The sequence below is a fragment of the Plantactinospora sp. WMMB782 genome (assembly GCF_049179135.1).
Classification (GTDB): Bacteria; Actinomycetota; Actinomycetes; order Mycobacteriales; family Micromonosporaceae; genus Plantactinospora.
The window spans coordinates 2,155,796-2,179,660 of record NZ_JBMHMC010000007.1 but is presented as its reverse complement, the minus strand read 5'-3'; the positions used below and the strand labels follow the sequence as shown (position 1 = coordinate 2,179,660).

Genomic DNA, 23,865 nt, shown 5'->3' with positions numbered 1-23,865 from the left:
GGCGGCGCGGGCCGGCCGGACCGGCCCACCTCCTTCGAAACCTGAGCGAGGCACGATGACCACGGCGAAACAGTTCTCTGCCGAGGAGCGGTCCGCCGCCGAGGAAGCGGTGCTGCTCAGCGAACTCGCCGACGCGCTGCGGCGGGTCCGCCGCGGCGACCTGAAGGCACGGCTGCCGCGCCGCGCCGGTGTCGCGGGCGAGGTGGCCGACGCCTTCAACGAGGTGGTCTCCCTCCAGGAGCGGCAGCACCTCGACCTGCGCCGGATCAGCCGGATCGTCGGACGGGACGGCCGGCTCACCGAGCGGTTGGACGAGGAGGGGCTGGACGGCGCCTGGGCCGAGGGGCAGCGGGCGATCAACTCGCTGATCGACGACCTGGGCCGGCCGACCACCGAGATCGCCCGGGTGATCGTGGCGGTGGCCGACGGCGACCTCTCGCAGCACATGGCGCTGGAGATGGACGGCCGGCCGCTGCGCGGCGAGTACCTGCGGATCGGCCGCACCGTGAACACCATGGTCGACCAGCTGTCGTCCTTCTCCAACGAGGTGACCCGGGTGGCCCGGGAGGTGGGCACCGAGGGTGAGCTGGGCGGCCAGGCCGACGTACGCGGCGTCGCCGGCACCTGGAAGGACCTCACCGACTCGGTGAACACCATGGCGTCGAACCTGACCTACCAGGTGCGGTCGATCTCCCAGGTGACCACGGCGATGGCCCGGGGCGACCTGTCGCAGAAGATCACCGTATCCGCCAAGGGCGAGGTCGCCGAGCTGGCGCACACCATCAACGGGCTGACCGACACGCTGCGGCTCTTCGCCGAGCAGGTGACCCGGGTGGCCCGGGAGGTCGGCACCGAGGGCAAGCTCGGCGGCCAGGCCGAGGTGCCGAACGTCGCCGGCACCTGGAAGGACCTGACCGACAGCGTCAACTCGATGGCGTCCAACCTGACCGCCCAGGTGCGGAACATCGCCCAGGTGTCGACGGCGGTGGCCCGGGGCGACCTGAGCCAGAAGATCACGGTGGCCGCCCAGGGCGAGATCCTGGAGTTGAAGGACACCGTCAACACGATGGTGGACCAGCTGTCGTCGTTCGCCGACGAGGTGACCCGGGTGGCCCGGGAGGTCGGCATCGAGGGCAAGCTCGGCGGCCAGGCCCAGGTGCGCGGGGTCTCCGGCACCTGGCGGGCGCTCACCGAGAACGTCAACCAGCTCGCCGGCAACCTCACCTCGCAGGTCCGGAACATCTCCCAGGTCTCCACCGCGGTCGCCAAGGGCGACCTGTCGCAGAAGATCACCGTCGACGCGCAGGGCGAGATCCTGGAGTTGAAGTCGACGGTGAACACGATGGTGGACCAGCTGTCGTCGTTCGCCGACGAGGTGACCCGGGTGGCCCGGGAGGTGGGCACCGAGGGCAAGCTCGGCGGTCAGGCCGAGGTGAAGGGGGTCTCCGGCACCTGGCGGGACCTGACCGACAACGTGAACTCGATGGCCTCGAACCTGACCGCGCAGGTCCGGAACATCGCCTCGGTGACCACGGCGGTGGCAAAGGGTGACCTGTCGCAGAAGATCACCGTCGACGCCCGGGGCGAGATCCTGGAACTCAAGTCGACGGTGAACACGATGGTGGACCAGCTGTCGTCGTTCGCCGACGAGGTGACCCGGGTGGCCCGGGAGGTGGGCACCGAGGGCAAGCTCGGCGGCCAGGCCCAGGTGCGCGGCGTCGCCGGCACCTGGCGGGACCTGACCGACAACGTCAACTCGATGGCCTCGAACCTGACCGCCCAGGTCCGCAACATCGCCCAGGTCTCGACGGCGGTCGCCCGGGGTGACCTGAGCCAGAAGATCACCGTCGACGCGCAGGGCGAGATCCTGGAACTCAAGCAGACCGTGAACACCATGGTCGACCAGCTGTCGTCGTTCGCCGACGAGGTGACCCGGGTGGCCCGGGAGGTCGGCACCGAGGGCAAGCTCGGCGGCCAGGCCCAGGTGAAGGGCGTTTCCGGCACCTGGCGGGACCTGACCGACAACGTCAACTCGATGGGCTCCAACCTCACCTCGCAGGTCCGCAACATCGCCTCGGTGACCACCGCGGTGGCCCGGGGTGACCTGAGCCAGAAGATCACCGTCGACGCGCAGGGCGAGATCCTGGAGCTGAAGGACACCGTCAACACGATGGTGGACCAGCTCTCCTCGTTCGCCCAGGAGCTGACCCGGGTCGGCCGGGAGGTCGGCGTCGAGGGCAAGCTCGGCGGTCAGGCCCAGGTGCGCGGGGTCTCCGGCACCTGGCGGGACATCACCGAGAACGTCAACCAGCTCGCCTCCACGCTCACCACCCAGCTCCGGGCGATCGCCCAGGTCTCCACGGCGGTGACCACCGGCGACCTGACCCAGCGGATCACCGTGCAGGCGCAGGGCGAGGTCGCCGAGCTGAAGGACAACATCAACCAGATGATCGTCACGCTCCGCGAAACCACCAAGAAGAACGCCGAGCAGGGCTGGCTGGACTCCAACCTGGCCCGGATCGGCGGCCTGCTCCAGGGGCAGCGGGATCTCGGCGAGGTCTGCCGCATGATCATGACCGAGGTGACCCCGCTCGTCGACGCGCAGCTCGGCGCGTTCTTCCTGGCCGACACCGACGAGGCGGTGATGCGGCTGCGGCTCACCGCCTCGTACGGCTACGTCGCCCGGCACCACGACGTCACGTTCGGCCCCGGCGAGGGCCTGGTCGGGCAGGCGGCGGTGTCGCGCCGGACGATCCGGGTCGGCGCACCGCCGAACGGCAGCCTCACCGTCCGTTCCGGACTCGCCGCCACGCCCCCGGCCGACCTGGTGGTGCTGCCGGTGCTCTTCGAGGGGGAACTCCTCGGCGTCATCGAGTTCGCCACCGTCTCGCCCTTCTCCGAGCTGCACCTGGCGTTCCTGGAACGGCTGGTGCTGACCATCGGCATCGCGGTGAACACCATCCAGGCCAACCGGCGTACCGAGGAACTGCTCTCGCAGTCCCAGCGGCTCGCCCACGAACTCCAGGAACAGTCCGCCGAACTCCAGCGCACGAACGCCGAGCTGGAGGACAAGGCGCAGTTGCTCTCCGAGCAGAAGGGCAACATCGAGACGAAGAACCGGGAGATCGAGCTGGCCCGGATCGGGCTGGAGGACAAGGCGCAGCAGCTGGCCCGGGCGTCGGCGTACAAGTCGGAGTTCCTGGCCAACATGAGCCACGAGCTGCGTACCCCGCTCAACTCGCTGCTGCTGCTGGCCCGGCTGCTGGCCGACAACTCGGAGAGCAACCTGACCGAGAAGCAGATCGAGTTTGCCCGCACCATCCACAGTGCCGGCTCCGACCTGCTCTCGCTGATCGACGACATCCTCGACCTGTCCAAGATCGAGGCGGGCCGGATGGACGTCGAGCCGACCGAGGTGCGGTTCTCCGAGATCCGCGGCTACGTCGAGCAGGCGTTCGCGCCGCAGGCCGAGGAGCAGGGCCTCGACTTCCAGGTACGCATCTCCAAGGAGCTGCCGCCGACCCTGGTCACCGACGCCCAGCGGTTGCAGCAGATCCTCCGCAACCTGCTCTCCAACGCGGTCAAGTTCACCGACAACGGGGCGGTGACGCTGCGGATCGGGCCGGCACCGGAGGGGGCGTTCTTCGACGTACCGGCGCTGGCGACCGCGCGTCAGGTGGTGGCGTTCACCGTCATCGACACCGGCATCGGCATCTCCGACGACAAACTCGGGCTGATCTTCGAGGCGTTCCAGCAGGCCGACGGCACCACCAGCCGGCGGTACGGCGGCACCGGCCTCGGCCTGTCGATCAGCCGCGACCTGGCCAGACTGATCGGCGGCACCATCACCGTCTCGTCGGCGCCGGGGCAGGGCTCGACCTTCACCCTCTTCGTGCCCGACGTCCTCGCCCCGGACGCGGTGGTCGCCCCGGTGCCGGTACCGCCGATGCAGACGCCCAGGGGCGGCCTGCCGGCGATGCTGCGTACCCCGACCGAGCCGGACCGGCCGATCACCCCGGCTGCCCGGCAGCTCGACGGCGCCACCGTCCTGATCATCGACGACGACGTACGCAACGTCTTCGCCCTGACCAGCGCGTTGGAGCTGCACGGCATGACCGTGCTCTACTCGGACAACGGAGTGGACGGGGTACGCCTGCTCGCCGAGCATCCGGAGGTCGACATCGTGCTGATGGACGCGATGATGCCGGACCAGGACGGCTACGAGACGACCCGGGCGATCCGCCGCAACCACCGCTTCACCGACCTGCCGGTGGTGTTCCTGACCGCCAAGGCGATGCCCGGCGACCGCGAGTCGGCGCTCGGCGCGGGTGCGAGCGACTACATCACCAAGCCGGTGGACCTGGACGAGTTGATCGAACTGATGGCCTCCTGGGTCAGCGGAGACGGACGGGAGGTCGAAGGGTGAGCGCGCGGCTGGTACGCGGACGATCCGGGGGACGGGGGACGAGCCGGTGAGTGAGCTGGCCAAAGCGCTGCTGGTCGACGACCGGCGGGAGAACCTGATGGCCCTCGAGGCGATCCTCCAGGGGTTGCCGGTGCAGTCGATCGCGGTGGAGAGCGGCGAGGCGGCGCTGAAGCAACTCCTGGTCGAGGACTTCGCGGTCATCCTGCTGGACGCGCAGATGCCCGAGATGGACGGCTTCGAGACCGCCAGTCACATCAAGCGGCGGGAGCGTACCCGGCACGTACCGATCATCTTCCTCACCGCCGCCGACCGGGACGCCCAGCTCGCGTTGCGGGGTTACGCGGTGGGTGCGGTCGACTACCTGACCAAGCCGTTCGATCCGTGGGTGCTGCGGGCGAAGGTGTCGGTCTTCGTCGAGTTGTGGGTGAAGACCAGGCAGCTCGCCGCGCAGTCCGAGCTGGTCCGGGAGCGGGACAACCAGTGGCGGGGGATGACCGAGGCGGTGGACGACGCGGTGGCGCTGCTGCGGTCGGACGATCCGGCGGGGCGGGAGCGGGCGGTGCGGGTGTTGGAGCAGGCTCGGTGGGGGGCGGCGGCCTGACCTTCCGGGGTGCGCGGTGGCCTGACCTTCCGGGTGCGGTGCTGGTCTGTCTGCGCGCCGTCGTGGTGGGGGTTGGGGCCGGATCGCCCGCTCTGGGCGGTCAGGCTTGATCCCGACGCGGGCGATCCGGCCCCAACCCCTGACGTGGTGGCGGTGGGTGCGTGTCCGGCCCGCGTGGGCCGGGCCAGGTGGCGGTGGGCGCGGTGCGTGCCCGGCCCGCCGGGCTGGGGCAGGCCGCCGGGGGCAGTCGGTTGCCGATACTCTCCGTCGTCGGGCGGGTGGCCGGGGTCAGCCGGTGGCTTGTTCGTTGCGGATCATCAGGGCGGAGCGCAGGCCGGTGATGTCCAGCACCCGGAGCAGGAAGTCGCCGACGTTGGTCAGCATCAGCAGGCTCTGCGAGTGGCTCGCCTTGCGGCTGAGCACGACAAGCGTGCCGAGCCCCTGCGAGTCGCAGAAGGTGACGTCCGACAGATCCAGGACGATTCGGGACGGCGCGTCGGCGAGTATCTCGTTGACGGCGCTGGACAACCTGGTGGCGGTGAGCATGTCGATCTCACCGGCGAGGAGGAGGGTCACCTCGTCGCTGCCGCGCTGCACGGCGATGGTCAGGTCCGCCCGGTTCACCCGATCAGCCTATCGCGACCTGACCGAACCGGCCTGTTGATGGCTGTGCGCCCCGCCGGTGTGGTGGTGGCGGCCCGGGAGTGGTGGCGGCCCGGGAGTGGTGGCGGCCCGGGAGTGGTGGCGGCCCGGGAGGGTCCGGCCGGGTGCGGGGTCCGGGACGTGACGTGGGCGACGGGGTGAGGGGTGGATGCCGGGCGTCCAGGCAGCGCTGACACAATGGCGACACCGTGAGTGAGACGTACCCCGCCGGCCCCGGTCGCTATCCGGCCGCGGCACCGGCTTCCCAGGCCCTGTTCGACCGCGCCCGCGCCCTGGTGCCGGGCGGGGTGAATTCTCCCGTGCGCGCGTTCCTGGCCGTCGGCGGCACACCCCGGTTCATGGCCCGTGGCGAGGGCGCGTGGCTGGTCGACGTGGACGGGCGACGCTATGTCGACCTGGTCTGCTCGTGGGGGCCACTGATCCACGGGCACGCCCATCCGGAGGTGGTGGCGGCGGTGCAGGCCGCGGCCGCCGGCGGGACCAGCTTCGGCGCCCCGACCGGTGCCGAGGTCGAGCTGGCCGCCGAGATCGTCGCGCGTACCCCGGTCGAGCAGGTTCGGCTGGTCAACTCGGGGACCGAGGCGACGATGTCGGCGATCCGGCTGGCCCGCGGGTTCACCGGCCGGAGCCGGATCGTCAAGTTCGCCGGCTGCTACCACGGGCACGTCGACGCGCTGCTCGCCTCGGCGGGGTCCGGGGTGGCCACGCTCGCGCTGCCCGACTCGCCGGGAGTGACCGGTGCGGCGGCCGGCGAGACGGTGGTGCTGCCGTACAACGACGTGGGCGCGGTGGAGGCGGTCTTCGCGGCACAGGGGTCGGAGATCGCGGCGGTCATCACCGAGGCGGCCCCGGGCAACATGGGTGTGGTGGCGCCCCGGGACGGGTTCAACCAGGCGCTGGCCCGGATCGCGCACGCGCACGGCGCACTGCTGATCATGGACGAGGTGATGACCGGGTTCCGGGTCTCGGCGGGCGGCTGGGCCGGGCTCGATCCGGCCGACGCCGACCTGTACACCTTCGGCAAGGTGATGGGCGGCGGGCTGCCGGCCGCCGCGTTCGGCGGGCGGGCCGAGGTGATGGGGCGACTCGCCCCGGCCGGACCGGTCTACCAGGCGGGCACGCTCTCCGGTAACCCGCTGGCCACGGCGGCCGGGCTGGCCTCGCTGCGGCTGGCCGACGCCTCGACCTACCAGCGGCTGGACGCGACGGCCGCCACAGTGGGCAAACTGGCCGGTGACGCGCTGGCCGCCGCCGGCGTGCCGCACCGGCTCTCGTACGCCGGGAACATGTTCTCGGTCTTCTTCACCGACGCGGAAGTGTACGACTACGACAGCGCGCGCATCCAGGACGTCGCGGCGTTCCGGGCGTTCTTCCACGCGATGCTGGCCGGCGGCGTCTACCTGCCGCCCAGCTCGTTCGAGTCGTGGTTCGTGTCGACAGCGCTGGACGACGCCGCGCTGGAGCAGGTCGCGGCGGTGTTGCCGGTCGCGGCGAAGGCTGCGGCGGCGGCCGGTAACGGGGGGTAGCGGGATGGGCAGCACAACTGTCGTGCACGTGCTCCGGCACGGCGAGGTGTACAACCCGGAGAAGATCCTCTACGGCCGGCTGCCCGGCTACCGCCTCTCCGAGTTGGGCGTGCAGATGGCGAAGGCCGCCGCCCAGGCGCTCGCGGAGCGGAACGTCACGCACGTGGTGGCGAGTCCGCTGGAGCGGGCCCAGCAGACGGCTGACCCGATCGCGGCGCAGTTCGGGCTGCCGGTCGGGGTGGACGAGCGGCTGATCGAGAGCGCCAACTGGTTCGAGGGGAAGCGGGTCTCGCCCGGCGACGGCTCGTTCCGGGACCCGCGCAACTGGTGGGTACTGCGGGATCCGGTCACCCCGTCCTGGGGTGAGGCGTACACGCTGATCGCGGAGCGGATGTTCGCGGCGCTGCACGCGGCCCGGATCGCCGCCGAGGGGCGGGAGGCGGTCTGCGTCTCGCACCAGCTTCCGATCTGGACCCTGCGCCGGTACGTCGAACGCAAGCGGCTCTGGCACGACCCGCGCAGGCGGCAGTGCGGGCTGGCCAGCCTGACCTCTTTCCACTTCGACGGCGCCAAGATCGTCGGAATCGGCTACACCGAGCCGGCCGCGCACCTGGTCGCCATGTCGCCGACCGCCCGGACGGCCAAGGGGGCATGATGAACCGCCCCCGCGCCGGTCGGGTGGAGCGCGGCCCCGGCGTACCCGCCGGGAAAGCCCGCGTACCCGCCGGGAAAGCCCGCGTACCCGCCGGGGTGGCGCGTCGACGCGCGGGCCGGTCTCGGGGCGCCGGGCGGGTCGCGGGTTTCGGGGTGCTGCTCGCCGTCGCCGCGACGCTGGCCCTGGCCGGCTGCTCGGGTGGCGGTGGCGGGAGCGGGACCGACTGGAAGGACGACTGCGCGACGTCGGACGGGATCGTCGAGTGCGCGCCGGAGCATCGCCCGGCGGCCCCGCGGATCGCCGGTGAGCTGCTGGACGGCGAGGCGTACGACCTGGCGCGGGAGCGCGGTCAGGTGGTCGTGGTCAACTTCTGGGGTTCCTGGTGCGCGCCCTGCCGGGCCGAGGCCGACGACCTGGAGGCGACCTACCAGGCGATTAGGGACCGGGGCGTACGGTTCGTCGGCATCAACATCCAGGACGGGCGGGACAAGGCGAAGGCGTTCGAGGCGGCCTACAAGGTGAGCTATCCGAGCCTCTTCGACCCGCCGAGCCAGTTGGCGCTGGCCTTCGACATTCCGCCGAACTCGATCCCGGCGACAATCGTGCTCGATCGGGAGAACCGGATCGCGGTGGTGATCCGGGCCGGGGTCACCCGGGAGCGGTTGGAGCCGATAGTCAGCCGGGTGGCGGACGAGCAGTCGTCGGGCGGGCCGAACTGATGGCCGGGCCGGTGCCGACGGCGGGCCGACGCTGATGGGCGGCCGAGCGGGGTCGACAGGCGGTCGGTGCTGATGGGTGGGGGTTTCGCCGAGCTGGCCGAGAGCGGGCCGGTGCTGCTGGCGGTCGGTGCGGCCGTACTCGCCGGGTTGGTGAGCTTCCTGTCCCCGTGCGTGCTGCCGCTGGTGCCGGGCTATCTGTCGTACGTGACCGGGTTGGCCGGCAGCGACCTGGAGCGGCGCGCCGCCGGCACCGACCGCGCCCCCGGCGGACCGGGCGGCGGCCCAGCCGGCGGCTCGGCCGCACCGGGCGGCTCGGCCGCACCGGGCGGCTCGGCCGCACCGGGCGGCGGCTCAGGCGGAGTGCCGGGCGGAGTGCCGGGCGGAGTGCCGGGCGGAGTGCCGGGCAGTGGCGGAACGGATGTGGCGCCGGCCGGCGGCGGGGTGGCGGTGGCCGCGCGGGCGGTCCGGGCGCCCCGGGCGGTACGCGGGCGGGTGCTGGCCGGCACGCTGCTCTTCATCGCAGGCTTCACCGCCGTGTTCACCCTGACCGCGGTGCTGGTGACCGCGGTCGGGCAGGCGCTGTTCGCGCAGCGGCGACCGCTGGAGATCGGCATCGGCGTCGTGATCGTGGTGTTGGGGCTGGCCTACCTCGGGCTGGTACCCGGGACGCAGCGGGAGTTCCGGATCCGCCGGCTGCCCGCCGCCGGCCTGCTCGGCGCCCCGGTCTTCGGCGCGGTCTTCGCGCTTTCCTGGATTCCGTGCGTCGGCCCGACCCTGGGCGCGGTGGTCGGGATGGGCACCGCCAGCGGCCAGGCCGACCGGGCCGCGCTGCTGGCCGTCGCGTACTGCCTGGGCCTGGGGTTGCCGTTCGTGGTCTTCGGACTCGGCTTCTCGCGACTGCTCGGGCTGTTCCGGGCGGTGCGCCGGAACAGCCGGTGGGTCACCCGGGTCGGCGGCGCGCTGCTGATCGCGATCGGGCTGGCGCTGGTCACCGGCGGCTGGCAGGACCTGGTCATCTGGTTGCAGACCACCTTCGGGGTCGGCGAGGTGAGCATCTGATGTCGGCGAGGGACCGGAACACCCCGCCCGGGGCGGCCGCCGCGCCGGCCGGGGTGGTCGAGGCCGAGCCGTCGGCGGCCACCGACCCGTCCGGGGACGAGCCACCGCGGGAGGTACGCCGGGTTCCGTCGCCACTGGCCCTGCTGCGCAACTCGTGGCGGCAGCTCACCAGCATGCGTACGGCGCTGATCCTGCTCTTCCTGCTGGCCCTGGCCGCTATCCCCGGCTCGATACTTCCGCAGCGCAACATCAACATCGAGAACGTCAACAGGTACGCCGTCGAGCATCCCGACCTCTTCCCGGTGCTGGACCGGCTCGGCGGCTTCGACGTGTACGCCTCGCCGTGGTTCTCGGCGATCTACGTGCTGCTGTTCACCTCCCTGGTCGGCTGCATCGTGCCCCGGCTGCGCGACCACGTACGCGCGCTGCGCGCCGCACCGCCGCCCGCACCGAAGCGGCTGGACCGGCTGACCAGGCACGCCGTGTTCACCGACTCCGACTCCGGCGCCGACCCGGCCCGGATCGCGGCGGTGCTACGGGCCCGGCGCTGGCGGGTGGTGGTGCGCGGCGACACCGTCTCGGCGGAGAAGGGCTATCTCAAGGAGACCGGCAACCTGCTGTTCCACCTCTCGCTGATCGGGGTGCTGTTCGGCATCGGCCTCGGCTCCTGGTACGGCTGGCACGGCAACCGGTTGCTTGTCGCCGGCCCGGACAACGCGTTCTGCAACACCCTCCAGCAGTACAGCGAGTCGAAGCTCGGGCACCGGGTGGACGGGGCCGACCTGCCGCCGTTCTGCCTCGAACTGGCCGACTTCACGGCGACCTTCCTGCCCAGCGGGCAGCCGTCGTCGTTCCGGGCGACGACGGTGGTGAAGGAGGGCGACCGGGCGCCGTACCGGGCGGGTTTTTCGGTGAACGACCCGCTGCGGCTGGACGGGGCCAGCGTCTACCTGCTCGGGCACGGCTACGCGCCGATCCTGCGGTACACCGACCGCAACGGCGAGACGCAGGAGAGCGACGACGCGTTCCTGACCATCGACGGCAACCTGACCAGCGAGGGTGTGGCGGCGTTCCCGGACGTCAACCTCGACCCGGCGACCGGGGCCCGCAACCCCGACCTCCAGGTCGCCTTCGAGGGGCTGTACTTCCCGACCGCGCCGGACGCGCCGCCGTTCGTCCGCTCGACGTACCCGGCGGAGCGGTCCCCGGCGGTGATGCTCTTCGCCTACCGGGGCAACCTCGGGCTGGACGCCGGGGTGCCGGGTTCGGTCTACCGGCTCGACCAGCGCCAGGTGAGCAGCGGCCGACTTCAGCAGGTCGGCGACGCCAAGCTGCTGCGCCCGGGTGAGAAGTGGACGCTCGACGACGGTACCGCGGTGGAGTTCCTCGGCACCCGCCAGTACGTCACCATCTCGGTCCGGTCCGACCCGGGCGAGCGGATCGTGCTGGTCAGCTCGGTACTGCTGCTGGCCGGGCTGATGCCGTCGCTCTTCGGCCGGCGCCGCCGGGTCTGGTTCCGGATCACCCCGGCACCGGCCGCCGACGGTTCCCCCGGATCGGCGGACGGTTCCCCGGCCGGCGTGACCACGACGGGGCGTAGTAGTTTGGTGCGGGTCGGTGGCCTGCCGCGTACCGAGTACGCCGGGTTCGCCGACGAGTTCGACCGGCTCGTCGCCGCGGTCCGGACCGGGGAGACCCGACCTGACGGGCGGACCCGGCCCGACGGGGTGACGGAAGAGGGGACCGACTGATGGCTGCGCTCTCCGACCAACTGCTGGTGGTCGCGATCCTGGGCTACCTGCTGGCGATGATCTGCCACGCGGTCGAGTACGCCTTCGGCAGCCGGAGTGTGATCGGCCGGGCGGCGGCACGCCCGGACCGGGCCCGGGAGCTGGTCGGCGCCGGGCTCGGTGCGGCCGGCGGGTCCGGTCCGGTAAAGGTTGCCTCGCCGCCGCCGGCCGCCGGAACGCCGGTCCCGGACGCTGCCGGCGCGCGGTCGCCCCGGGCGGTACTCGCCGGCCGGGCCGCCGTCGCATTCACCGTGCTGGCCGCCGCCGTCCACCTCGCCGTGCTGGCCACCCGGGGGATCGCCGCCGAGCGGATGCCCTGGGGCAACATGTACGAGTACCTGCTCTCGGTCACCTTCGTCGGGGTGGTCGGCTGGCTGGTGCTGCTCCACCGGCGCCCCACCCTGCGGCACCTCGGGCTCTTCGTCGCGCTGGCCATGGTGCTGCTGCTGGCCGTCGCCGGGCTGGTGCTCTACGTGCCGATCGTGCCGCTGGTGCCGGCGCTCGACTCGTACTGGTTCGTGGTGCACGTGGCGACGATCGCGGCCTCCTCCGGCATCCTGCTGCTCGGTGCGGTACCCGCGGTGATGTACCTGATCCGGCACGGCTACGACAGGGGCAGGCGGAGTTTCCCGTACAGCCTGGGGGCGCGGGTGCCGGCCGCCGACACGCTGGAGCGGCTGACCTTCCGGCTGCACGCGTTCGCCTTCCCGATCTTCACCTTCGCGGTGATGGCCGGCGCGGTCTGGGCCGAGGCGGCCTGGGGGCGGTACTGGGGCTGGGACCCGAAGGAGATCTGGGCGTTCATCTCCTGGGTCGTCTACGCCGGCTACCTGCACGCCCGCGCCACGCCGAGCGTGAAGCGTCCGGTGGCGACCTGGATCGCCGTACTCGGCTTCCTGACCATGCAGATGAACCTGTACGGCGTGAACATCTTCTTCGAGGGCCTGCACTCGTACGGCGGTCTCGACTGATATTTAGCTTTGATTTATATAAGTTGAGGCTGAATGATCGGGGGGCGTGCGCACGCGGTCGTGCTGGGATCCCGGTTCGAGGAACTGGTCCGGGAGTGGGCGCTCCGGTTCGCCGCACCGGAGACGCTCGGCGGGCCGGTCGCCGAGGTCAACTCGGCCGTACTCGGCGACCCCGCGACCCGGACGAGCCACGAACCCGACCTCGTCGCGCTCGGTGCGCCTCCACTCGGCGATGGTTCGCGCCCGCTTCTCGCCGTCGGCGAGGTGAAATGGGGTCGACGGGTCGGCGAGTCGGATCTCGATCGGCTGCACCGCATTCGGGAGGTTGTCCGGGGCCGGTCCGGCTACGACACCGGCGACGTCCGGTTGCTACTTGCCAGCGCCGAGGATTCACCGACCGGCTGGCGGCGACGGCGGCCAGGCGGCCGGACGTCGTACTGGTCGATCTGATCCGGCTCTACACCGGGGAGTGACCGCCGGCCGTGCCGGTCACGTCGACGGCGCGCTTTCGGCGGCCCGGTCGAGGAACAGAGCCCGTTCCCGCGCGTTGCGGGTCAGTTCGGCGGCCCGGGTGAACTCGCGCCGGGCCTCGTCGTGCCGGCCCAGCCGGGCCAGCAGGTCACCCCGGACGGCGGGAAGCTGCGGATAGCCGGCCAGCGCCGGTTCGGCCAGTAAGGTGTCGACGATGGACAGACCGTCGGCCGGGCCGCTGGCGTGCCCCACCGCGACCGCCCGGTTCAGTTCGACGACCGGCGACGGCGAGACGTGCACGAGTACCCGGTAGAGCGCGGCGATGCGTACCCAGTCGGTCTCGGCGGCGGTCCGGGCCCGCGCGTGGCAGGCCGCGATCGCGGCCTGGATCGTGTACGGGCCGATGCCCAGTGACTCGGCCCGGTCCAGGGCGGCGAGGCCGCGCCGGACCAGCAGCCGGTCCCAGCGTCTGCGGTCCTGGTCGGGCAGCAGGATCGGTTCGCCGTCCGGGCCGGTCCGGGCCGGGATCCGGGACGCCTGCAACTCCAGCAGTGCGAGCAGGCCGTGCACCTCGGCCTGCTCCGGCATCAGTCCGGCCAGGATCCGGCCGAGCCGGAGCGCCTCCGCGCAGAGCGCCGGCCGGGTCCAGTCGTCTCCGGCGGTCGCCGAGTAGCCCTCGTTGAAGACGAGGTAGACCACCTCCAGCACCGAGCCGAGCCGGTCGGCCAGTTCGGCCCGGGGCGGCAGTTCGAACGGTACGCGCTTCGCGGCGAGGGTACGTTTCGCCCGGGTGATCCGCCGCCCGACGGTCGGTTCCGGCACCAGGAACGCCCGGGCGATCTCGTCGGTACGCAGCCCGCCGAGCAGCCGCAACGTCAACGCCACCCGCCCCTCGGTGGGCAGCACCGGATGGCAGGCGGTGAAGATCAACCGGAGCAGGTCGTCGTCGATCCGTTCATAATCCAGTGCGGCGGCCAGCTCCGCCTCGGTCGGGTCCGGCCGACTCTCCACCTCCCGCCCCAGTTCCCGCAGCTTGCGCTGGTAGACGGTGCGCCGTCGGAGCAGGTCGACCGCCCGGTGCCGGGCGGTGGACATCAGCCAGCCACCCGGATTCGCCGGTACGCCGGAGCGGGGCCACTGCTCCAGCGCGAGGACCAGCGCGTCCTGGGCGAGTTCCTCGGCGAGCCCGACGTCCTGGACCAGCCGGGCGAGTCCGGCGACGATCCGGGCGGACTCGATCCGCCACACCGCCTCGACAGCCTCTCGGCTGGCCTTTCGCTGCTCCGCCAAGCCCATCCCCCCGATCCAACCACGCCGCGCCACCGCGCGTCCCAGCTTGTAGACCTTGCCGGCCTGTCGTCGCCGCAACGACGACAGGCCGGCAGGATCCGAACTGACCTGGATCTTCCGGGGCGTACGGTCAGGCAGGCGGCGGGGTGAAGTCCTCCGGACCGAAGACGCGGAGCACCTCGGTCTCGCCCTCCCAGCCCGGCCACATCTCACGGTGCAGGTCGAGGAACCGGGAGACCCATTCGACGGCCTCCTCCTTCGTTCGCACCTCGTACACCGCGTAGCTCAGCGTCTCCTTCGCCTCGGTGAACGGTCCGTCGGTCATGCTGAGTTTGCCGGTGGCGACCTGTAGCCGGGCACCCTCGGTGCTCGGGGCGAGACCGCCCTGGTCGAGCAGGGCGCCGGCGGCGGTTGCCTCCTCGCCAAGTTGCATGATCGCCTCCATCAGGCCGGGTGGCGGCGGAGTGGTGGCCCGGGTGGCCCGCAACAGTGCCAGGTAACGCATCTTTCTTCCCTTCGGTTGGTTGTCGTGCGAATGGTCGTCGGGTCGAGGTGCCGTGCCGCCGCGGTCCGGCTCAGCCGGCGGTGACGGAGGTGGCTCCGGTGGCGCGGCGGCGCAGGTGGGCGGCGATCGCCGAGATCCAGCCCCAGGCCAGCACGATCGCTCCGGTGAAGGCGAGGTTGGACCAGACGGCTCCGCCGCTGGATGCCATCGCCACGAAACCGGCCAGGAACAGCACGCCGGTCAGCCGGGAGAAGGTCGCCCAGCCCCGCCGTCCCTCGGCCGCGAACCGTCGGCCGAGGATCAGGCAGGTCACGATCAGGCAGGTGAATCCGACGGCCCCGGCCACGAAGTGCAGGGTGCCGTGCCACGTTACCGCCGTGCCGGTCTCCGGGGTGCCGATCGGAAAACCCAGGGCCGGATCGGCCCGGAACGCCCCGGCCGCGACCATGCTGACCCCGTACGTCGCGACCAGCCGGGGCGTCCACCTCGCCCCGGTACCCGGGGCCAGGCTGCGGCGCAGGCCGGCCGCGAGTGCGCAGACCATCAGTCCGGTCAGTACCAGATTGGTGATCTGGATCCAGCCGAGCCCGCCGTTGGCCAGCAGGCTCCAGGCGTGCCGGGTCAGGTCGAACCCGTCCCGGGTGAGTGCCTGGGTCAGCGACACCAGGACGTAGCTCGGCCCGGCGGCCACACCGATCGCCAACAGGATCCGCGTGGTGCCCGTCGAGGGGTGGCCCCGTTGCCCGGCCTGCCGGACAGCCGCCGGGAAGGCGGTGCCGGGCTGGTCCGTCGTCGTCGTCATCGTCGTTCTCCTTCACTGTCTTCCGGTCCGGTCCGCCCCCGGAGCGGGCGTCACCTGTGCCTCGAACGGGTGACGCCGAATCCGACAACCCGAGCTGGTTTTTTCGACGGTTGGCGTGGCCCGGTCGGCAGGCTCCGGCCTGGACCGGTTCTTCCCGGGGGCACGGGGCAGCGGCGGTCGTAGGCTGGGCTCATGTCCTGGGCGACGTACGGCAGCTTCCTGGTCTTCGCGGTGGTGCTGATCGTGGTGCCCGGTCCGGACTTCGCGGTGGTCACCCGGAACACCCTGGCCGCCGGTCGAGGGCGGGGCTGGTGGAGTGCCGCCGGGGTCGCCTGCTCGAACGCCCTGCAGGGCAGCGCGGCGGCGGCCGGGCTGGGGGCGGTGATCGTGCGCTCCCAGCCGCTGTTCCAGACGATCAAGTGGCTGGGCGTCGGCTACCTCGCCTTCCTCGGCATCCAGGCACTGCGCTCGGCCTGGCTCGGCCGGTACGCCCCGATCGGCGGGGACGGGGCCCATCCGCCCGGACAGGCTCTCGCCGGCTGGCGGCAGGGTTTCCTGTCCAACATCACCAACCCGAAGGTGCTCGCCTTCTATCTGGCGGTGCTCCCGCAGTTCGTCGGGCACCGCGCCCCGCTGGCCGTACTGCTGGCCTTCGCGCTCAGTCACGCGGTGCTCTCGTTGCTCTACCTGCTGACGCTTGTCGGGCTGTTGCACCGGGCCCGCCGGCTGCTCTCCCGGCGCCGGGTACGCCGGTCGATGGACGCCGGCACCGGGGTCGCGATGCTCGGCTTCAGCGTCCGGCTCGCCACCGAGCGGGCCTGACCGGTCAGACATCGCTGCGCCGGCCGTCGGGTCGGGGGAGAAGTCTTGCTGTTGACAAGATACCTCGTCATGACGCAATCTTGACGTCGACAAGTTTTCGTCGCTCGTCCGGGAGAAGAGATGTCGTCCGCCACCCAGACCACCGCCGCGATCCTGCTGATCACCGTCTCGACGATCGCGTTCGGCGGGTTGTCCCTACTCATGCACCTGGTCCGGCGGATACCCGGCTATCTGGACAACCCCGTCCGGCGGGCGCTCTGGACCGCCGGGCACGCCCACGCCGGGGTACTCGTGCTCTTCGCGCTCGTCGCCCTGCTCTACCTGGACCGGGTCGACTACGGCGACGGGACGCGGACGCTGGTCCGTACCCTGCTGGTCGCGGCGCCGATCCTGATGCCGCTCGGCTTCTTCCTCTCTGTCGTACGCCCCTCGGACACCCGGCCCAACAGGTTGATCTGGCTGGTCGGCCTCGGCGGGCTCAGCCTCACCGCAGGCACCCTGCTGCTCGGTTTCGGCCTGCTCTGACGCACCCGCCGGCGGGCTGCGGGTCGTTTCCGCGCGGCGCCGACGCCGGGACGGATCGGCGGGAGCCGGGTCACGGCGGGGGACCCGGCCGTGCCGGTCCGACCGGCGGTGCGACAGACTAGCGACCATGGCGGCTCGTGGCTTCCCGTACACAGACCTCCGGGAGTTCCTCACCGCGCTGGAGGGCGCCGGCGAGTTGCGCCGGGTCCCGGTGCCGGTCGACCCGACGCTGGAGATCAGCGAGGTGGTCACCCGTACCGTCCGGGCCGACGGGCCGGCCCTGCTCTTCGAGCGCCCGACCCGGGGCGAGATGCCGGTCGCGATCAACCTCTTCGGCACCGAGCGGCGGATGGCGATGGCGCTCGGCGTCGACCGGCTGGACGAGATCGGCGAGCGGATCGGCGCACTTGTCAAGCCGGAGTTGCCGGTCGGCTGGTCCGGCATCCGCGAGGGCCTCGGCAAGGTGATGCAGCTCAAGTCCGTACCCCCGAAGAAGGTCCGGACCGCCCCCTGCCAGCAGGTGGTCTACCGGGGTGCCGACGTCGACCTGAACCGGCTCCCCGGCCTCCAGGTCTGGCCCGGCGACGGCGGGATCTTCCACAACTACGGGCTGACCCACACCAAACACCCGGAGACCGGCAAGCGCAACCTCGGGCTCTACCGGTTGCAGCAGCACTCCCACAACACCCTCGGCATGCACTGGCAGATCCACAAGGACTCCACCGCGCACCACGCCGTCGCCGAGCGCCTCGGCCAGCGGCTGCCGGTGGCGATCGCGATCGGCTGCGATCCGGTGGTCAGCTACGCCGCCTCGGCACCGCTCCCCGGCGACATCGACGAATACCTCTTCGCCGGGTTCCTGCGCGGCGAGCGGGTCGAGATGGTCGACTGCCTGACCGTGCCGCTCCAGGTGCCGGCGCACGCCCAGATCGTCCTGGAGGGCTACATCGAGCCGGGTGAGCGGCTGCCGGAGGGCCCGTTCGGCGACCACACCGGTTTCTACACCCCGGTCGAGCCCTTCCCGGTGCTGCACGTCGAGGCGATGACCACCCAGCGGGAGCCGGTCTACCACTCGATCATCACCTCCAAGCCGCCGCAGGAGGACCACGGGCTCGGCAAGGCCACCGAGCGGATCTTCCAGCCGCTGCTCAAGCTGCTGATCCCGGACATCGTCGACTACGACCTGCCGGCCGCCGGGGTCTTCCACAACTGCGCGATCATCTCGATCCGGAAGCGCTATCCGAAGCACGCCCAGAAGGTGATGAACGCGATCTGGGGCGCCCACCTGATGTCGCTGACCAAGCTGATCGTGGTGGTCGACGAGGACTGCGACGTGCACGACTACGCCGAGGTGGCCTGGCGGGCCTTCGGCAACGTCGACTACGCCCGCGACCTGCTGCTCACCGAGGGGCCGGTGGACCACCTGGACCACTCGTCTTACCAGCAGTTCTGGGGCGGCAAGGCCGGGGTGGACGCCACCCGCAAGCTGCCGTCCGAGGGCTACACCCGGGGCTGGCCGGAGGAGATGACCATGTCGCCGGAGATCCGGTCCCTTGTGGACAAGCGCTGGAAGGAGTACGGCATCTCATGACCACCGTGGCGGAGTCGCCGGGGCGGGTCAAGTCGTTCCTCCGGCTGGTCGCGATCGAACACTCGGTCTTCGCGCTGCCGTTCGCCTACCTGTCGGCGCTGACCGCGATGCAGCGGCACGGCGGGCAGGTGCGCTGGCTCGACCTGCTGCTGATCACCATCGCCATGGTCGGGGCGCGGACGTTCGCCATGGCGGCGAACCGGATCATCGACCGGCACATCGACGCGCGCAATCCGCGTACCGCCGGGCGGGAACTGGTGACCGGAGCGGTGAGCGTCCGGACGGCCTGGACCGGCGCGGTCGTCGCGCTTGTGGTCTTCCTCGGCGCCGCGGCGGCGCTCAACCCGCTCTGCCTGGCGTTGGCTCCGCTCGCCGCGATCCCGCTGGTCGTCTACCCCTACGGCAAGCGGTTCACCGACTGGCCGCACGCGATCCTGGCGATCGCCCAGGCGGTCGGCCCGGTCGGCGCCTGGCTGGCGGTGACCGGCACGTTCGCCGGCTCCGGCCCGGCCTGGCTGCTCGGCGCGGCGGTCGGGCTCTGGATCGGCGGCTTCGACCTGATCTACGCCTGCCAGGACACCGAGGTGGACCGCGAGATCGGGGTACGCAGCGTCCCGGCCCGCTACGGCCGCCGGTTCGCCCTGCACGCCTCGACCGTGGCCCACGTGATCACCTTCGGCCTCTTCCTCTGGTACGGCGAACTGGTCGGGCTGGGCTGGCTCTGGTGGGTCGGACTGGCGCTGACCGCCGTCGCCTTCGGCTACCAGCACGTGGTGGTCACCCCGACCGACCTGTCCCGGGTCAACCGGGCCTTCTTCACCGCCAACGGCTTCGTCGGGATCGCCCTCTTCGTCTTCGCCCTGCTCGACCTGGTGGTCCGGCTGCACCTCTCGGCCTGAGGCCGGCAGACCGGATCGACCTTCACCCGGGCGGTCGACCCTCGTGGGGGGCGGCCAGCGCGTCCCGGTAACGGGCGCTCTCCATGGACCAGTCCATGGTGCCGCGCACCGAGTTGCCGAGCCCGTCCAGATACTGCCGCAGCGGCCCGTCCAGCGCCGGCCCGAACGACGGTACGGCGTTCCGCAGGTCGACGAACCGCCGCATGTCGCGCTGCCAGCGCCGGACCACCGCCTCGATCGCCGCCTGCACCGGAATCCGCTCCTCCCGGGCCACCGCCAGCACCAGGTTGTGCCCCCCGGAGGTGGCGGCATCCCGCTCCAGGGACAGCAGGTCGTTGAACCAGGAGAGGAGGTCGTTGGCGGTGTCGGCGACCTGGCGCACCGCCGGGTGGTGGTAGACCGCGTCCGGCACCGGGCGGCCGGTGGCGAACTCGATAAGGGTGTACGAGACGTACGCGGCGGAGGTCGCCCGGCGCAACGGGATGTACTCGTCGACGCCGGGCAGCCGGCCGCTCGCCTTGTTGGTCGCCTCGGTGACCACCCCGGTCAGATGGTGGGCGACCGCGTCGACGAAGCGGTCCCGCCAGGCCGCCGGCATCCGCTGGTACGGGGTGCGCCAGGCGTCGGCCAGCATCCGCCGCAGCGGCCCGTCGAACGCCTCCGGCCTCGGCCGGTTCGCCGCCCGGCCCTGCTGCGGGACGGTGAGCCGGGCCGCCGGCTGGTTCGGGGGCCGGGCACCCGCGGCGCCGGACGCCAGCGACTGGCCGGACTGCGACTGGCCGGACTGCGAGTGGCCGGACTGCGACTGGCCGGACTGCGAGTGGCCGGGCTGCGGCTGTGCCGTCCCGGTGCCCCGGGGTTGCCGGGGCTGGGCCCCGCCGGGGTTCCCGGTCCAGGAGTGCGCCGTTCCGGCCGGTGCGGTCCGGGACGCCGGAGTGGCAACGGACGGGCGGGTCGGGGTGCCGGCCGGCGGCCGGGTCGGGGTGCCGGCCGGTGCGGACCGGAGCAGTCGCAGCACCCCGTCGCAGAGCGCGGAGACCTCGGCCGGGCGGGGGCGCCGGGCCGCGTCGCAGGCGTCGTCGAGCAGGAAGAACCAGGTGAAGAGCGCGGCGATCACCCGCAGGTCGGCCTCGCTGGCGTCCGGATAGAGTCGGCCGGCGTACCGGGCGACGCCGCTGCGGGTGAGCCGCTCCCGGGCCGCCGCGTCGAGCGGGCCGATCAACCGGTCGGCCCAGTCGACAAGCCAGCCCTGCACGGCGTCGGAGTGCGGGCAGAGGCGCGCCGGTATCGGACACCTCAGCTCGGCCGCCCACGAGCTGATTCCGTACATGCCCGGTCTCCTCCGATCCGTGCCGCTCGGGCAGACAGACGTGAGCAGCATTGCAGTTTTCGACCTTCCTGTGATCACCGTCGGGTACGTCCTATTTCGCAGTAGGTGATGACGCGCAGGTCCACGGGCCCCGTCCGCAGGTCGCGGCCGGGGTCGGTCGGCGCCGGCTCCGACGCTTGCGGCAGGCTGGTGGGCATGAGAAGGCCGTGGGTGGTCGGCGTCTCCGGAGCATCGGGTACGCCGTATCCGGCCGCCGTGCTGGGCGGGCTGCTGGACGCCGGTGAGGCGGTGGACCTGGTCGTGTCCCGGGCGGCCCGGCTGACGATCCTGGACGAGACCGGCCGCCCGTTCCGGGACGCGCACTGGAAGGACGATCTCGCCGGCTGGCTGGGGCGGGACCTGACCGACGCCGATCTGGCGTACTGGCCGGCAGGTGATCTCGCGGCCGGGCCGAGCAGCGGGTCGTACCCGACCAGGGGGATGGTGGTGGTGCCGGCGAGTACGGCGGCGTGCGCCGGCATCGCGATCGGCCTCTCCAAGGACCTGCTGCAACGGGCCGCCGAGGTGAACCTCAAGGAGCGCCGGCCGGTGGTGGTGGTGCCCCGGGAGACTCCGGTCACCCGCAGCCACCTGGAACACCTGATCACCCTGCACGATGCCGGAGCGGTGGTGCTGCCGGCGAGCCCCGGCTTCTACGGTGCCGGGGCCGCCGCCTCCGCCGCGCAGCTCGTCGACTTCGTGGCCGGAAAGGTGCTCGACGCGCTGGGCGTGCCGCACTCCCTGTTCCGGCGCTGGTCCGGCGAACTCGGCGCCCACCGGCCCTGATCGCGCCCGCGTCGGGCATGCTCCCGGCGGCCAGCCGTCGGCGTAGACCGACGGTTCCGGCGGTGAGCCGTCAGTGCGGGCCGACGGTTCCGGCGGTGAGCCGTCAGTGCGGGCCGACGGTTCCGGCGGTGAGCCGTCAGTGCGGGCCGACGGTTCCGGCGGTGAGCCGTCAGTGCAGGCCGACGTTCCCTGCGCCGGCCGGGCCGGGGCCACTCGGGGCGGCGGGTCCGGCGTTGCGCGGACGGTTGGCGATGCCCTCGTCCACCTCGTCCAGCATGCCCTCACCCTCGAGCAGCGCGCGTACCTCCGACTCGCGGAAGCGGCGATGTCCGCCCGGTGTTCGGATGCTGCCGATACGCCCGGCCGCGGCCCAGCGTGTGACGGTCTTCGGATCGACGCGGAAGAGCGCTGCCACCTCGCCCGGCGTCAGCAGACGATCTCCAGTGTCCACAGCCCCCTCCTCGCGTCTACGAAGCCCCCGGACTGGTAGGACCGCCCCCAGAACACATGCTTGCCAGAGCCTTCGTTTAAGGGACGTACGGCAATTACAACACCGCCGGAGTGTCGTGTCCGGCAAACGCGAAAACGTACCGTGTGTGAGGTTAGCCCGAACGATTCACGGCATTTAGGGACTTTGTCGGTAACAATGCCGGCCACTTCCGGAGGCCCGACAGCCGGCCCGATCGGCCGCCGATCGGTGGCCGGCGACTAGGGTCTGCGAACGTGGACGCCATCGACCTGAGCCTCGTGGAGCTGCTGCGCGGCAACGCCCGACTTTCCTACGCCGAACTGGCCCGGCAGGTCGGTCTCTCCGCACCGGCGGTGCACGAGCGGGTGGGCAAGCTGGAGTCCGGTGGCGTCATCCGGGGTTATCGGGCGGACGTCGAGCCGGAGGCCGTCGGGCTCGGGGTGACGGCGCTGATCGGCATCGTCCAGGACTCCGGCGGCGACACCGACGACGTACTGGAGGCGTTCCGGGGCATGCCGGAAATCGAATCCTGTTACTTCATGGCAGGTGTCGAATCGTTCCTGCTCAAGGCACGAGTCGGCACAATTGCCGAGTTGGAGCAGCTCATCCTGCGGCTGAACCGGACGGCCGGAGTCGCCTCGACCCGGACAGGCGTCGCACTGTCGACGAAATGGGAGAACCGTCCCCAGCCGCTGCGCCCGTCCTGACCGGGGCGCTCGCCGGGCCGGCTTGCTACGTTCCTGGTCATGGAACAACTCGACCGCTGCGACGACGCCGAACGCGCCTGGGTGACCGAGGCGATCGCGGCGGTGGAGGCGGACGCGAACCGGTCAGCCGACACCCACCTGCTCTGCTTTCCGCTGCCCCGGGAGTGGGGGATCGACCTCTATCTCAAGGACGAGTCGGTGCACCCGACCGGCTCGTTGAAGCACCGGTTGGCCCGCTCGCTGTTCCTCTACGGACTCTGCAACGGCTGGATCGGGCCGCGTACCACCATCGTGGAGGCTTCGTCGGGCTCGACGGCGGTCTCCGAGGCGTATTTCGCCCGCATGCTCGGGGTGGAGTTCATCGCCGTGATGCCGGCCGCCACCTCGCCGGAGAAGATCGCACTCATCGAGTTCCAGGGCGGAAAGTGCCATCTGGTCGACGATCCGGCCGCCGTCGTGGTCGAGGCCCGCTGGCTGGCCGAGGACCTCGGCGGACACTTCATGGACCAGTTCACGTACGCCGAACGCGCCACCGACTGGCGGGGCAACAACAACATCGCCGAATCGATCTACGCACAGCTGGCCCTGGAACGGCATCCCGTTCCGGACTGGATCGTCGTCGGCGCCGGTACCGGCGGCACCAGCGCGACAATCGGCCGGTACCTCCGTTACCGGCGACTGGCCAGCCGGCTCTGCGTGGTCGATCCGGAGAACTCGGCGTTCTATTCCGCGTGGACCTCGGCCGACTGGTCCCTCACCATCGACGCCGGTTCCCGGATCGAGGGGATCGGCCGGCCCCGGGTCGAGGCGTCCTTCCAGCCGAGCGTCGTCGACCGGATGGTCCGGGTGCCGGACGCGGCCTCGCTGGCCGCCATGCGCGTCGCGTCGAAGGTGCTCGGCCGGCCGGTCGGCGGGTCCACCGGCACCAACCTGTGGGGCGCGTTCGGGCTGATCGCGCAGATGCGGGCGGCCGGGCGGACCGGGTCCGTGGTGACGCTGCTCTGCGACGGCGGCGAGCGGTACACCGACACCTACTATTCGGACGAGTGGGTGACCGGCCGTGGCCTCGACCTGGCGCCGTACCGCTCCACGGTCGAGCGTTTCCTCGGCACCGGCGAGTGGCCCGGCTGACCGCCGACGCGGGCAGGTCGGTCCCGGGAAACCCGGCACGGGTAGGTCGTGCCGAGCGCTCGCGCGGCCAGGTCCCGAGCGCTCGCGC

General features: G+C 71.7%; 23 protein-coding genes. 17 read left to right on the top strand and 6 right to left on the bottom strand.

Annotation, left to right across the window (positions count from 1 at the left end; translation table 11 throughout):
- The first annotated feature begins 55 nt into the window (after nt 1–55).
- Together ACN28A_RS12015 and ACN28A_RS12010 are read left to right on the top strand one after the other, a co-directional pair.
- The gene (locus ACN28A_RS12015) at nt 56–4,426 is read left to right on the top strand and encodes a HAMP domain-containing protein (RefSeq protein WP_421395047.1); all 4,371 of its coding nucleotides are present in this window, start codon (nt 56–58) and stop codon (nt 4,424–4,426) included.
- 46 nt (nt 4,427–4,472) lie between these two features.
- Nucleotides 4,473–5,027, top strand: coding sequence for a response regulator (locus tag ACN28A_RS12010; RefSeq protein WP_421395045.1), 555 nt, complete (start codon nt 4,473–4,475; stop codon nt 5,025–5,027).
- Between the two features lie 288 nt (nt 5,028–5,315).
- Here ACN28A_RS12010 and ACN28A_RS12005 read toward each other — a convergent pair whose 3' ends face one another.
- Nucleotides 5,316–5,651: an STAS domain-containing protein gene (locus ACN28A_RS12005; protein ID WP_278064846.1), complete on the bottom strand. Its 336-nt coding sequence runs from the start codon at nt 5,649–5,651 to the stop codon at nt 5,316–5,318.
- Between the two features lie 39 nt (nt 5,652–5,690).
- Between ACN28A_RS12005 and ACN28A_RS12000 the strand changes: the two genes are divergently transcribed.
- From ACN28A_RS12000 to ACN28A_RS11965, 8 genes are all read left to right on the top strand, one after another.
- Entirely contained in the window at nt 5,691–5,831 is a 141-nt protein-coding gene (locus ACN28A_RS12000) for a hypothetical protein (protein ID WP_421395043.1), read from the top strand.
- Nucleotides 5,832–5,878: 47 nt separating this feature from the next.
- Entirely contained in the window at nt 5,879–7,216 is a 1,338-nt protein-coding gene (hemL, locus tag ACN28A_RS11995) for a glutamate-1-semialdehyde 2,1-aminomutase (protein ID WP_421395042.1), read from the top strand.
- A 4-nt stretch (nt 7,217–7,220) separates the two neighbouring features.
- Nucleotides 7,221–7,871: a histidine phosphatase family protein gene (locus ACN28A_RS11990; RefSeq protein WP_278064844.1), complete on the top strand. Its 651-nt coding sequence runs from the start codon at nt 7,221–7,223 to the stop codon at nt 7,869–7,871.
- Nucleotides 7,871–8,590, top strand: coding sequence for a TlpA family protein disulfide reductase (locus ACN28A_RS11985; protein WP_421395039.1), 720 nt, complete (start codon nt 7,871–7,873; stop codon nt 8,588–8,590). The genes ACN28A_RS11990 and ACN28A_RS11985 overlap by 1 nt, the downstream gene beginning before the upstream one ends.
- A 72-nt stretch (nt 8,591–8,662) precedes the next feature.
- The gene (locus ACN28A_RS11980; protein ID WP_421395037.1) at nt 8,663–9,649 is read left to right on the top strand and encodes a cytochrome c biogenesis CcdA family protein; all 987 of its coding nucleotides are present in this window, start codon (nt 8,663–8,665) and stop codon (nt 9,647–9,649) included.
- On the top strand, nt 9,649–11,400 hold the full coding sequence (locus tag ACN28A_RS11975) for a cytochrome c biogenesis protein ResB (protein ID WP_421395034.1): 1,752 nt from the start codon (nt 9,649–9,651) through the stop codon (nt 11,398–11,400). The genes ACN28A_RS11980 and ACN28A_RS11975 overlap by 1 nt, the downstream gene beginning before the upstream one ends.
- Complete coding sequence (gene ccsB, locus ACN28A_RS11970; protein WP_421395033.1) at nt 11,400–12,410, top strand: c-type cytochrome biogenesis protein CcsB; 1,011 nt, start codon at nt 11,400–11,402, stop codon at nt 12,408–12,410. Before ACN28A_RS11975 ends, ccsB begins: the two co-directional genes overlap by 1 nt.
- A gap of 33 nt (nt 12,411–12,443) precedes the next feature.
- On the top strand, nt 12,444–12,860 hold the full coding sequence (locus tag ACN28A_RS11965) for a hypothetical protein (RefSeq protein ID WP_421395031.1): 417 nt from the start codon (nt 12,444–12,446) through the stop codon (nt 12,858–12,860).
- A gap of 39 nt (nt 12,861–12,899) precedes the next feature.
- On the opposite strand, the gene ACN28A_RS11960 is transcribed toward ACN28A_RS11965, so the two are convergent.
- The 3 genes from ACN28A_RS11960 to ACN28A_RS11950 form a co-directional block, all read right to left on the bottom strand.
- Nucleotides 12,900–14,177, bottom strand: coding sequence for an RNA polymerase sigma factor (locus ACN28A_RS11960; protein ID WP_421395030.1), 1,278 nt, complete (start codon nt 14,175–14,177; stop codon nt 12,900–12,902).
- A 124-nt stretch (nt 14,178–14,301) separates the two neighbouring features.
- Nucleotides 14,302–14,676 carry a YciI family protein gene (locus tag ACN28A_RS11955; RefSeq protein ID WP_421395028.1) on the bottom strand — a complete coding sequence of 125 codons (375 nt, stop codon included), beginning with the start codon at nt 14,674–14,676 and terminating at the stop codon, nt 14,302–14,304.
- A gap of 70 nt (nt 14,677–14,746) precedes the next feature.
- Nucleotides 14,747–15,478, bottom strand: a complete 732-nt coding sequence (locus ACN28A_RS11950; RefSeq protein ID WP_421395026.1) for a DUF998 domain-containing protein — start codon at nt 15,476–15,478, stop codon at nt 14,747–14,749.
- Nucleotides 15,479–15,670: 192 nt separating this feature from the next.
- Between ACN28A_RS11950 and ACN28A_RS11945 the strand changes: the two genes are divergently transcribed.
- The 4 genes from ACN28A_RS11945 (at nt 15,671) to mqnP (ending at nt 19,315) form a co-directional block, all read left to right on the top strand.
- The gene (locus tag ACN28A_RS11945; protein WP_421395024.1) at nt 15,671–16,300 is read left to right on the top strand and encodes a LysE family translocator; all 630 of its coding nucleotides are present in this window, start codon (nt 15,671–15,673) and stop codon (nt 16,298–16,300) included.
- Nucleotides 16,301–16,420: 120 nt separating this feature from the next.
- Nucleotides 16,421–16,825, top strand: a complete 405-nt coding sequence (locus ACN28A_RS11940; protein WP_421395023.1) for a hypothetical protein — start codon at nt 16,421–16,423, stop codon at nt 16,823–16,825.
- Between the two features lie 127 nt (nt 16,826–16,952).
- Nucleotides 16,953–18,416, top strand: a complete 1,464-nt coding sequence (locus ACN28A_RS11935; protein ID WP_421395021.1) for a menaquinone biosynthesis decarboxylase — start codon at nt 16,953–16,955, stop codon at nt 18,414–18,416.
- On the top strand, nt 18,413–19,315 hold the full coding sequence (gene mqnP, locus ACN28A_RS11930) for a menaquinone biosynthesis prenyltransferase MqnP (protein WP_421395019.1): 903 nt from the start codon (nt 18,413–18,415) through the stop codon (nt 19,313–19,315). The genes ACN28A_RS11935 and mqnP overlap by 4 nt, the downstream gene beginning before the upstream one ends.
- A gap of 22 nt (nt 19,316–19,337) precedes the next feature.
- Here the strand turns inward: mqnP and ACN28A_RS11925 are convergent, their stop codons facing one another.
- On the bottom strand, nt 19,338–20,645 hold the full coding sequence (locus ACN28A_RS11925; RefSeq protein WP_421395017.1) for a terpene synthase family protein: 1,308 nt from the start codon (nt 20,643–20,645) through the stop codon (nt 19,338–19,340).
- A gap of 195 nt (nt 20,646–20,840) precedes the next feature.
- On the opposite strand from ACN28A_RS11925, the gene ACN28A_RS11920 reads away from it, so the two are divergent.
- Entirely contained in the window at nt 20,841–21,470 is a 630-nt protein-coding gene (locus tag ACN28A_RS11920; RefSeq protein ID WP_421395016.1) for a UbiX family flavin prenyltransferase, read from the top strand.
- Nucleotides 21,471–21,639: 169 nt separating this feature from the next.
- Here the strand turns inward: ACN28A_RS11920 and ACN28A_RS11915 are convergent, their stop codons facing one another.
- Entirely contained in the window at nt 21,640–21,921 is a 282-nt protein-coding gene (locus ACN28A_RS11915; RefSeq protein ID WP_421395014.1) for a BldC family transcriptional regulator, read from the bottom strand.
- A gap of 272 nt (nt 21,922–22,193) precedes the next feature.
- Between ACN28A_RS11915 and ACN28A_RS11910 the strand changes: the two genes are divergently transcribed.
- Together ACN28A_RS11910 and ACN28A_RS11905 are read left to right on the top strand one after the other, a co-directional pair.
- The gene (locus ACN28A_RS11910; RefSeq protein WP_421395012.1) at nt 22,194–22,646 is read left to right on the top strand and encodes an Lrp/AsnC family transcriptional regulator; all 453 of its coding nucleotides are present in this window, start codon (nt 22,194–22,196) and stop codon (nt 22,644–22,646) included.
- 39 nt (nt 22,647–22,685) lie between these two features.
- Entirely contained in the window at nt 22,686–23,777 is a 1,092-nt protein-coding gene (locus tag ACN28A_RS11905; protein ID WP_421395011.1) for a PLP-dependent cysteine synthase family protein, read from the top strand.
- The last annotated feature ends 88 nt before the right edge of the window (nt 23,778–23,865 follow it).

Bases quoted from the DNA above. Each gene is read 5' to 3' on its own strand.
- ACN28A_RS12015 (WP_421395047.1), top strand. From the start codon at position 56: ATGACCACGGCGAAACAGTTCTCTGCCGAGGAGCGGTCCGCCGCCGAG.
- ACN28A_RS12000 (WP_421395043.1), top strand. From the start codon at position 5,691: ATGGCTGTGCGCCCCGCCGGTGTGGTGGTGGCGGCCCGGGAGTGGTGG.
- ACN28A_RS11990 (WP_278064844.1), top strand. From the start codon at position 7,221: ATGGGCAGCACAACTGTCGTGCACGTGCTCCGGCACGGCGAGGTGTAC.
- ACN28A_RS11985 (WP_421395039.1), top strand. From the start codon at position 7,871: ATGAACCGCCCCCGCGCCGGTCGGGTGGAGCGCGGCCCCGGCGTACCC.
- ACN28A_RS11980 (WP_421395037.1), top strand. From the start codon at position 8,663: ATGGGTGGGGGTTTCGCCGAGCTGGCCGAGAGCGGGCCGGTGCTGCTG.
- ACN28A_RS11975 (WP_421395034.1), top strand. From the start codon at position 9,649: ATGTCGGCGAGGGACCGGAACACCCCGCCCGGGGCGGCCGCCGCGCCG.
- ccsB (WP_421395033.1), top strand. From the start codon at position 11,400: ATGGCTGCGCTCTCCGACCAACTGCTGGTGGTCGCGATCCTGGGCTAC.
- ACN28A_RS11965 (WP_421395031.1), top strand. From the start codon at position 12,444: ATGATCGGGGGGCGTGCGCACGCGGTCGTGCTGGGATCCCGGTTCGAG.
- ACN28A_RS11960 (WP_421395030.1), bottom strand. From the start codon at position 14,177: ATGGGCTTGGCGGAGCAGCGAAAGGCCAGCCGAGAGGCTGTCGAGGCG.
- ACN28A_RS11955 (WP_421395028.1), bottom strand. From the start codon at position 14,676: ATGCGTTACCTGGCACTGTTGCGGGCCACCCGGGCCACCACTCCGCCG.
- ACN28A_RS11950 (WP_421395026.1), bottom strand. From the start codon at position 15,478: ATGACGACGACGACGGACCAGCCCGGCACCGCCTTCCCGGCGGCTGTC.
- ACN28A_RS11945 (WP_421395024.1), top strand. From the start codon at position 15,671: ATGTCCTGGGCGACGTACGGCAGCTTCCTGGTCTTCGCGGTGGTGCTG.
- ACN28A_RS11940 (WP_421395023.1), top strand. From the start codon at position 16,421: ATGTCGTCCGCCACCCAGACCACCGCCGCGATCCTGCTGATCACCGTC.
- ACN28A_RS11935 (WP_421395021.1), top strand. From the start codon at position 16,953: ATGGCGGCTCGTGGCTTCCCGTACACAGACCTCCGGGAGTTCCTCACC.
- mqnP (WP_421395019.1), top strand. From the start codon at position 18,413: ATGACCACCGTGGCGGAGTCGCCGGGGCGGGTCAAGTCGTTCCTCCGG.
- ACN28A_RS11925 (WP_421395017.1), bottom strand. From the start codon at position 20,645: ATGTACGGAATCAGCTCGTGGGCGGCCGAGCTGAGGTGTCCGATACCG.
- ACN28A_RS11920 (WP_421395016.1), top strand. From the start codon at position 20,841: ATGAGAAGGCCGTGGGTGGTCGGCGTCTCCGGAGCATCGGGTACGCCG.
- ACN28A_RS11905 (WP_421395011.1), top strand. From the start codon at position 22,686: ATGGAACAACTCGACCGCTGCGACGACGCCGAACGCGCCTGGGTGACC.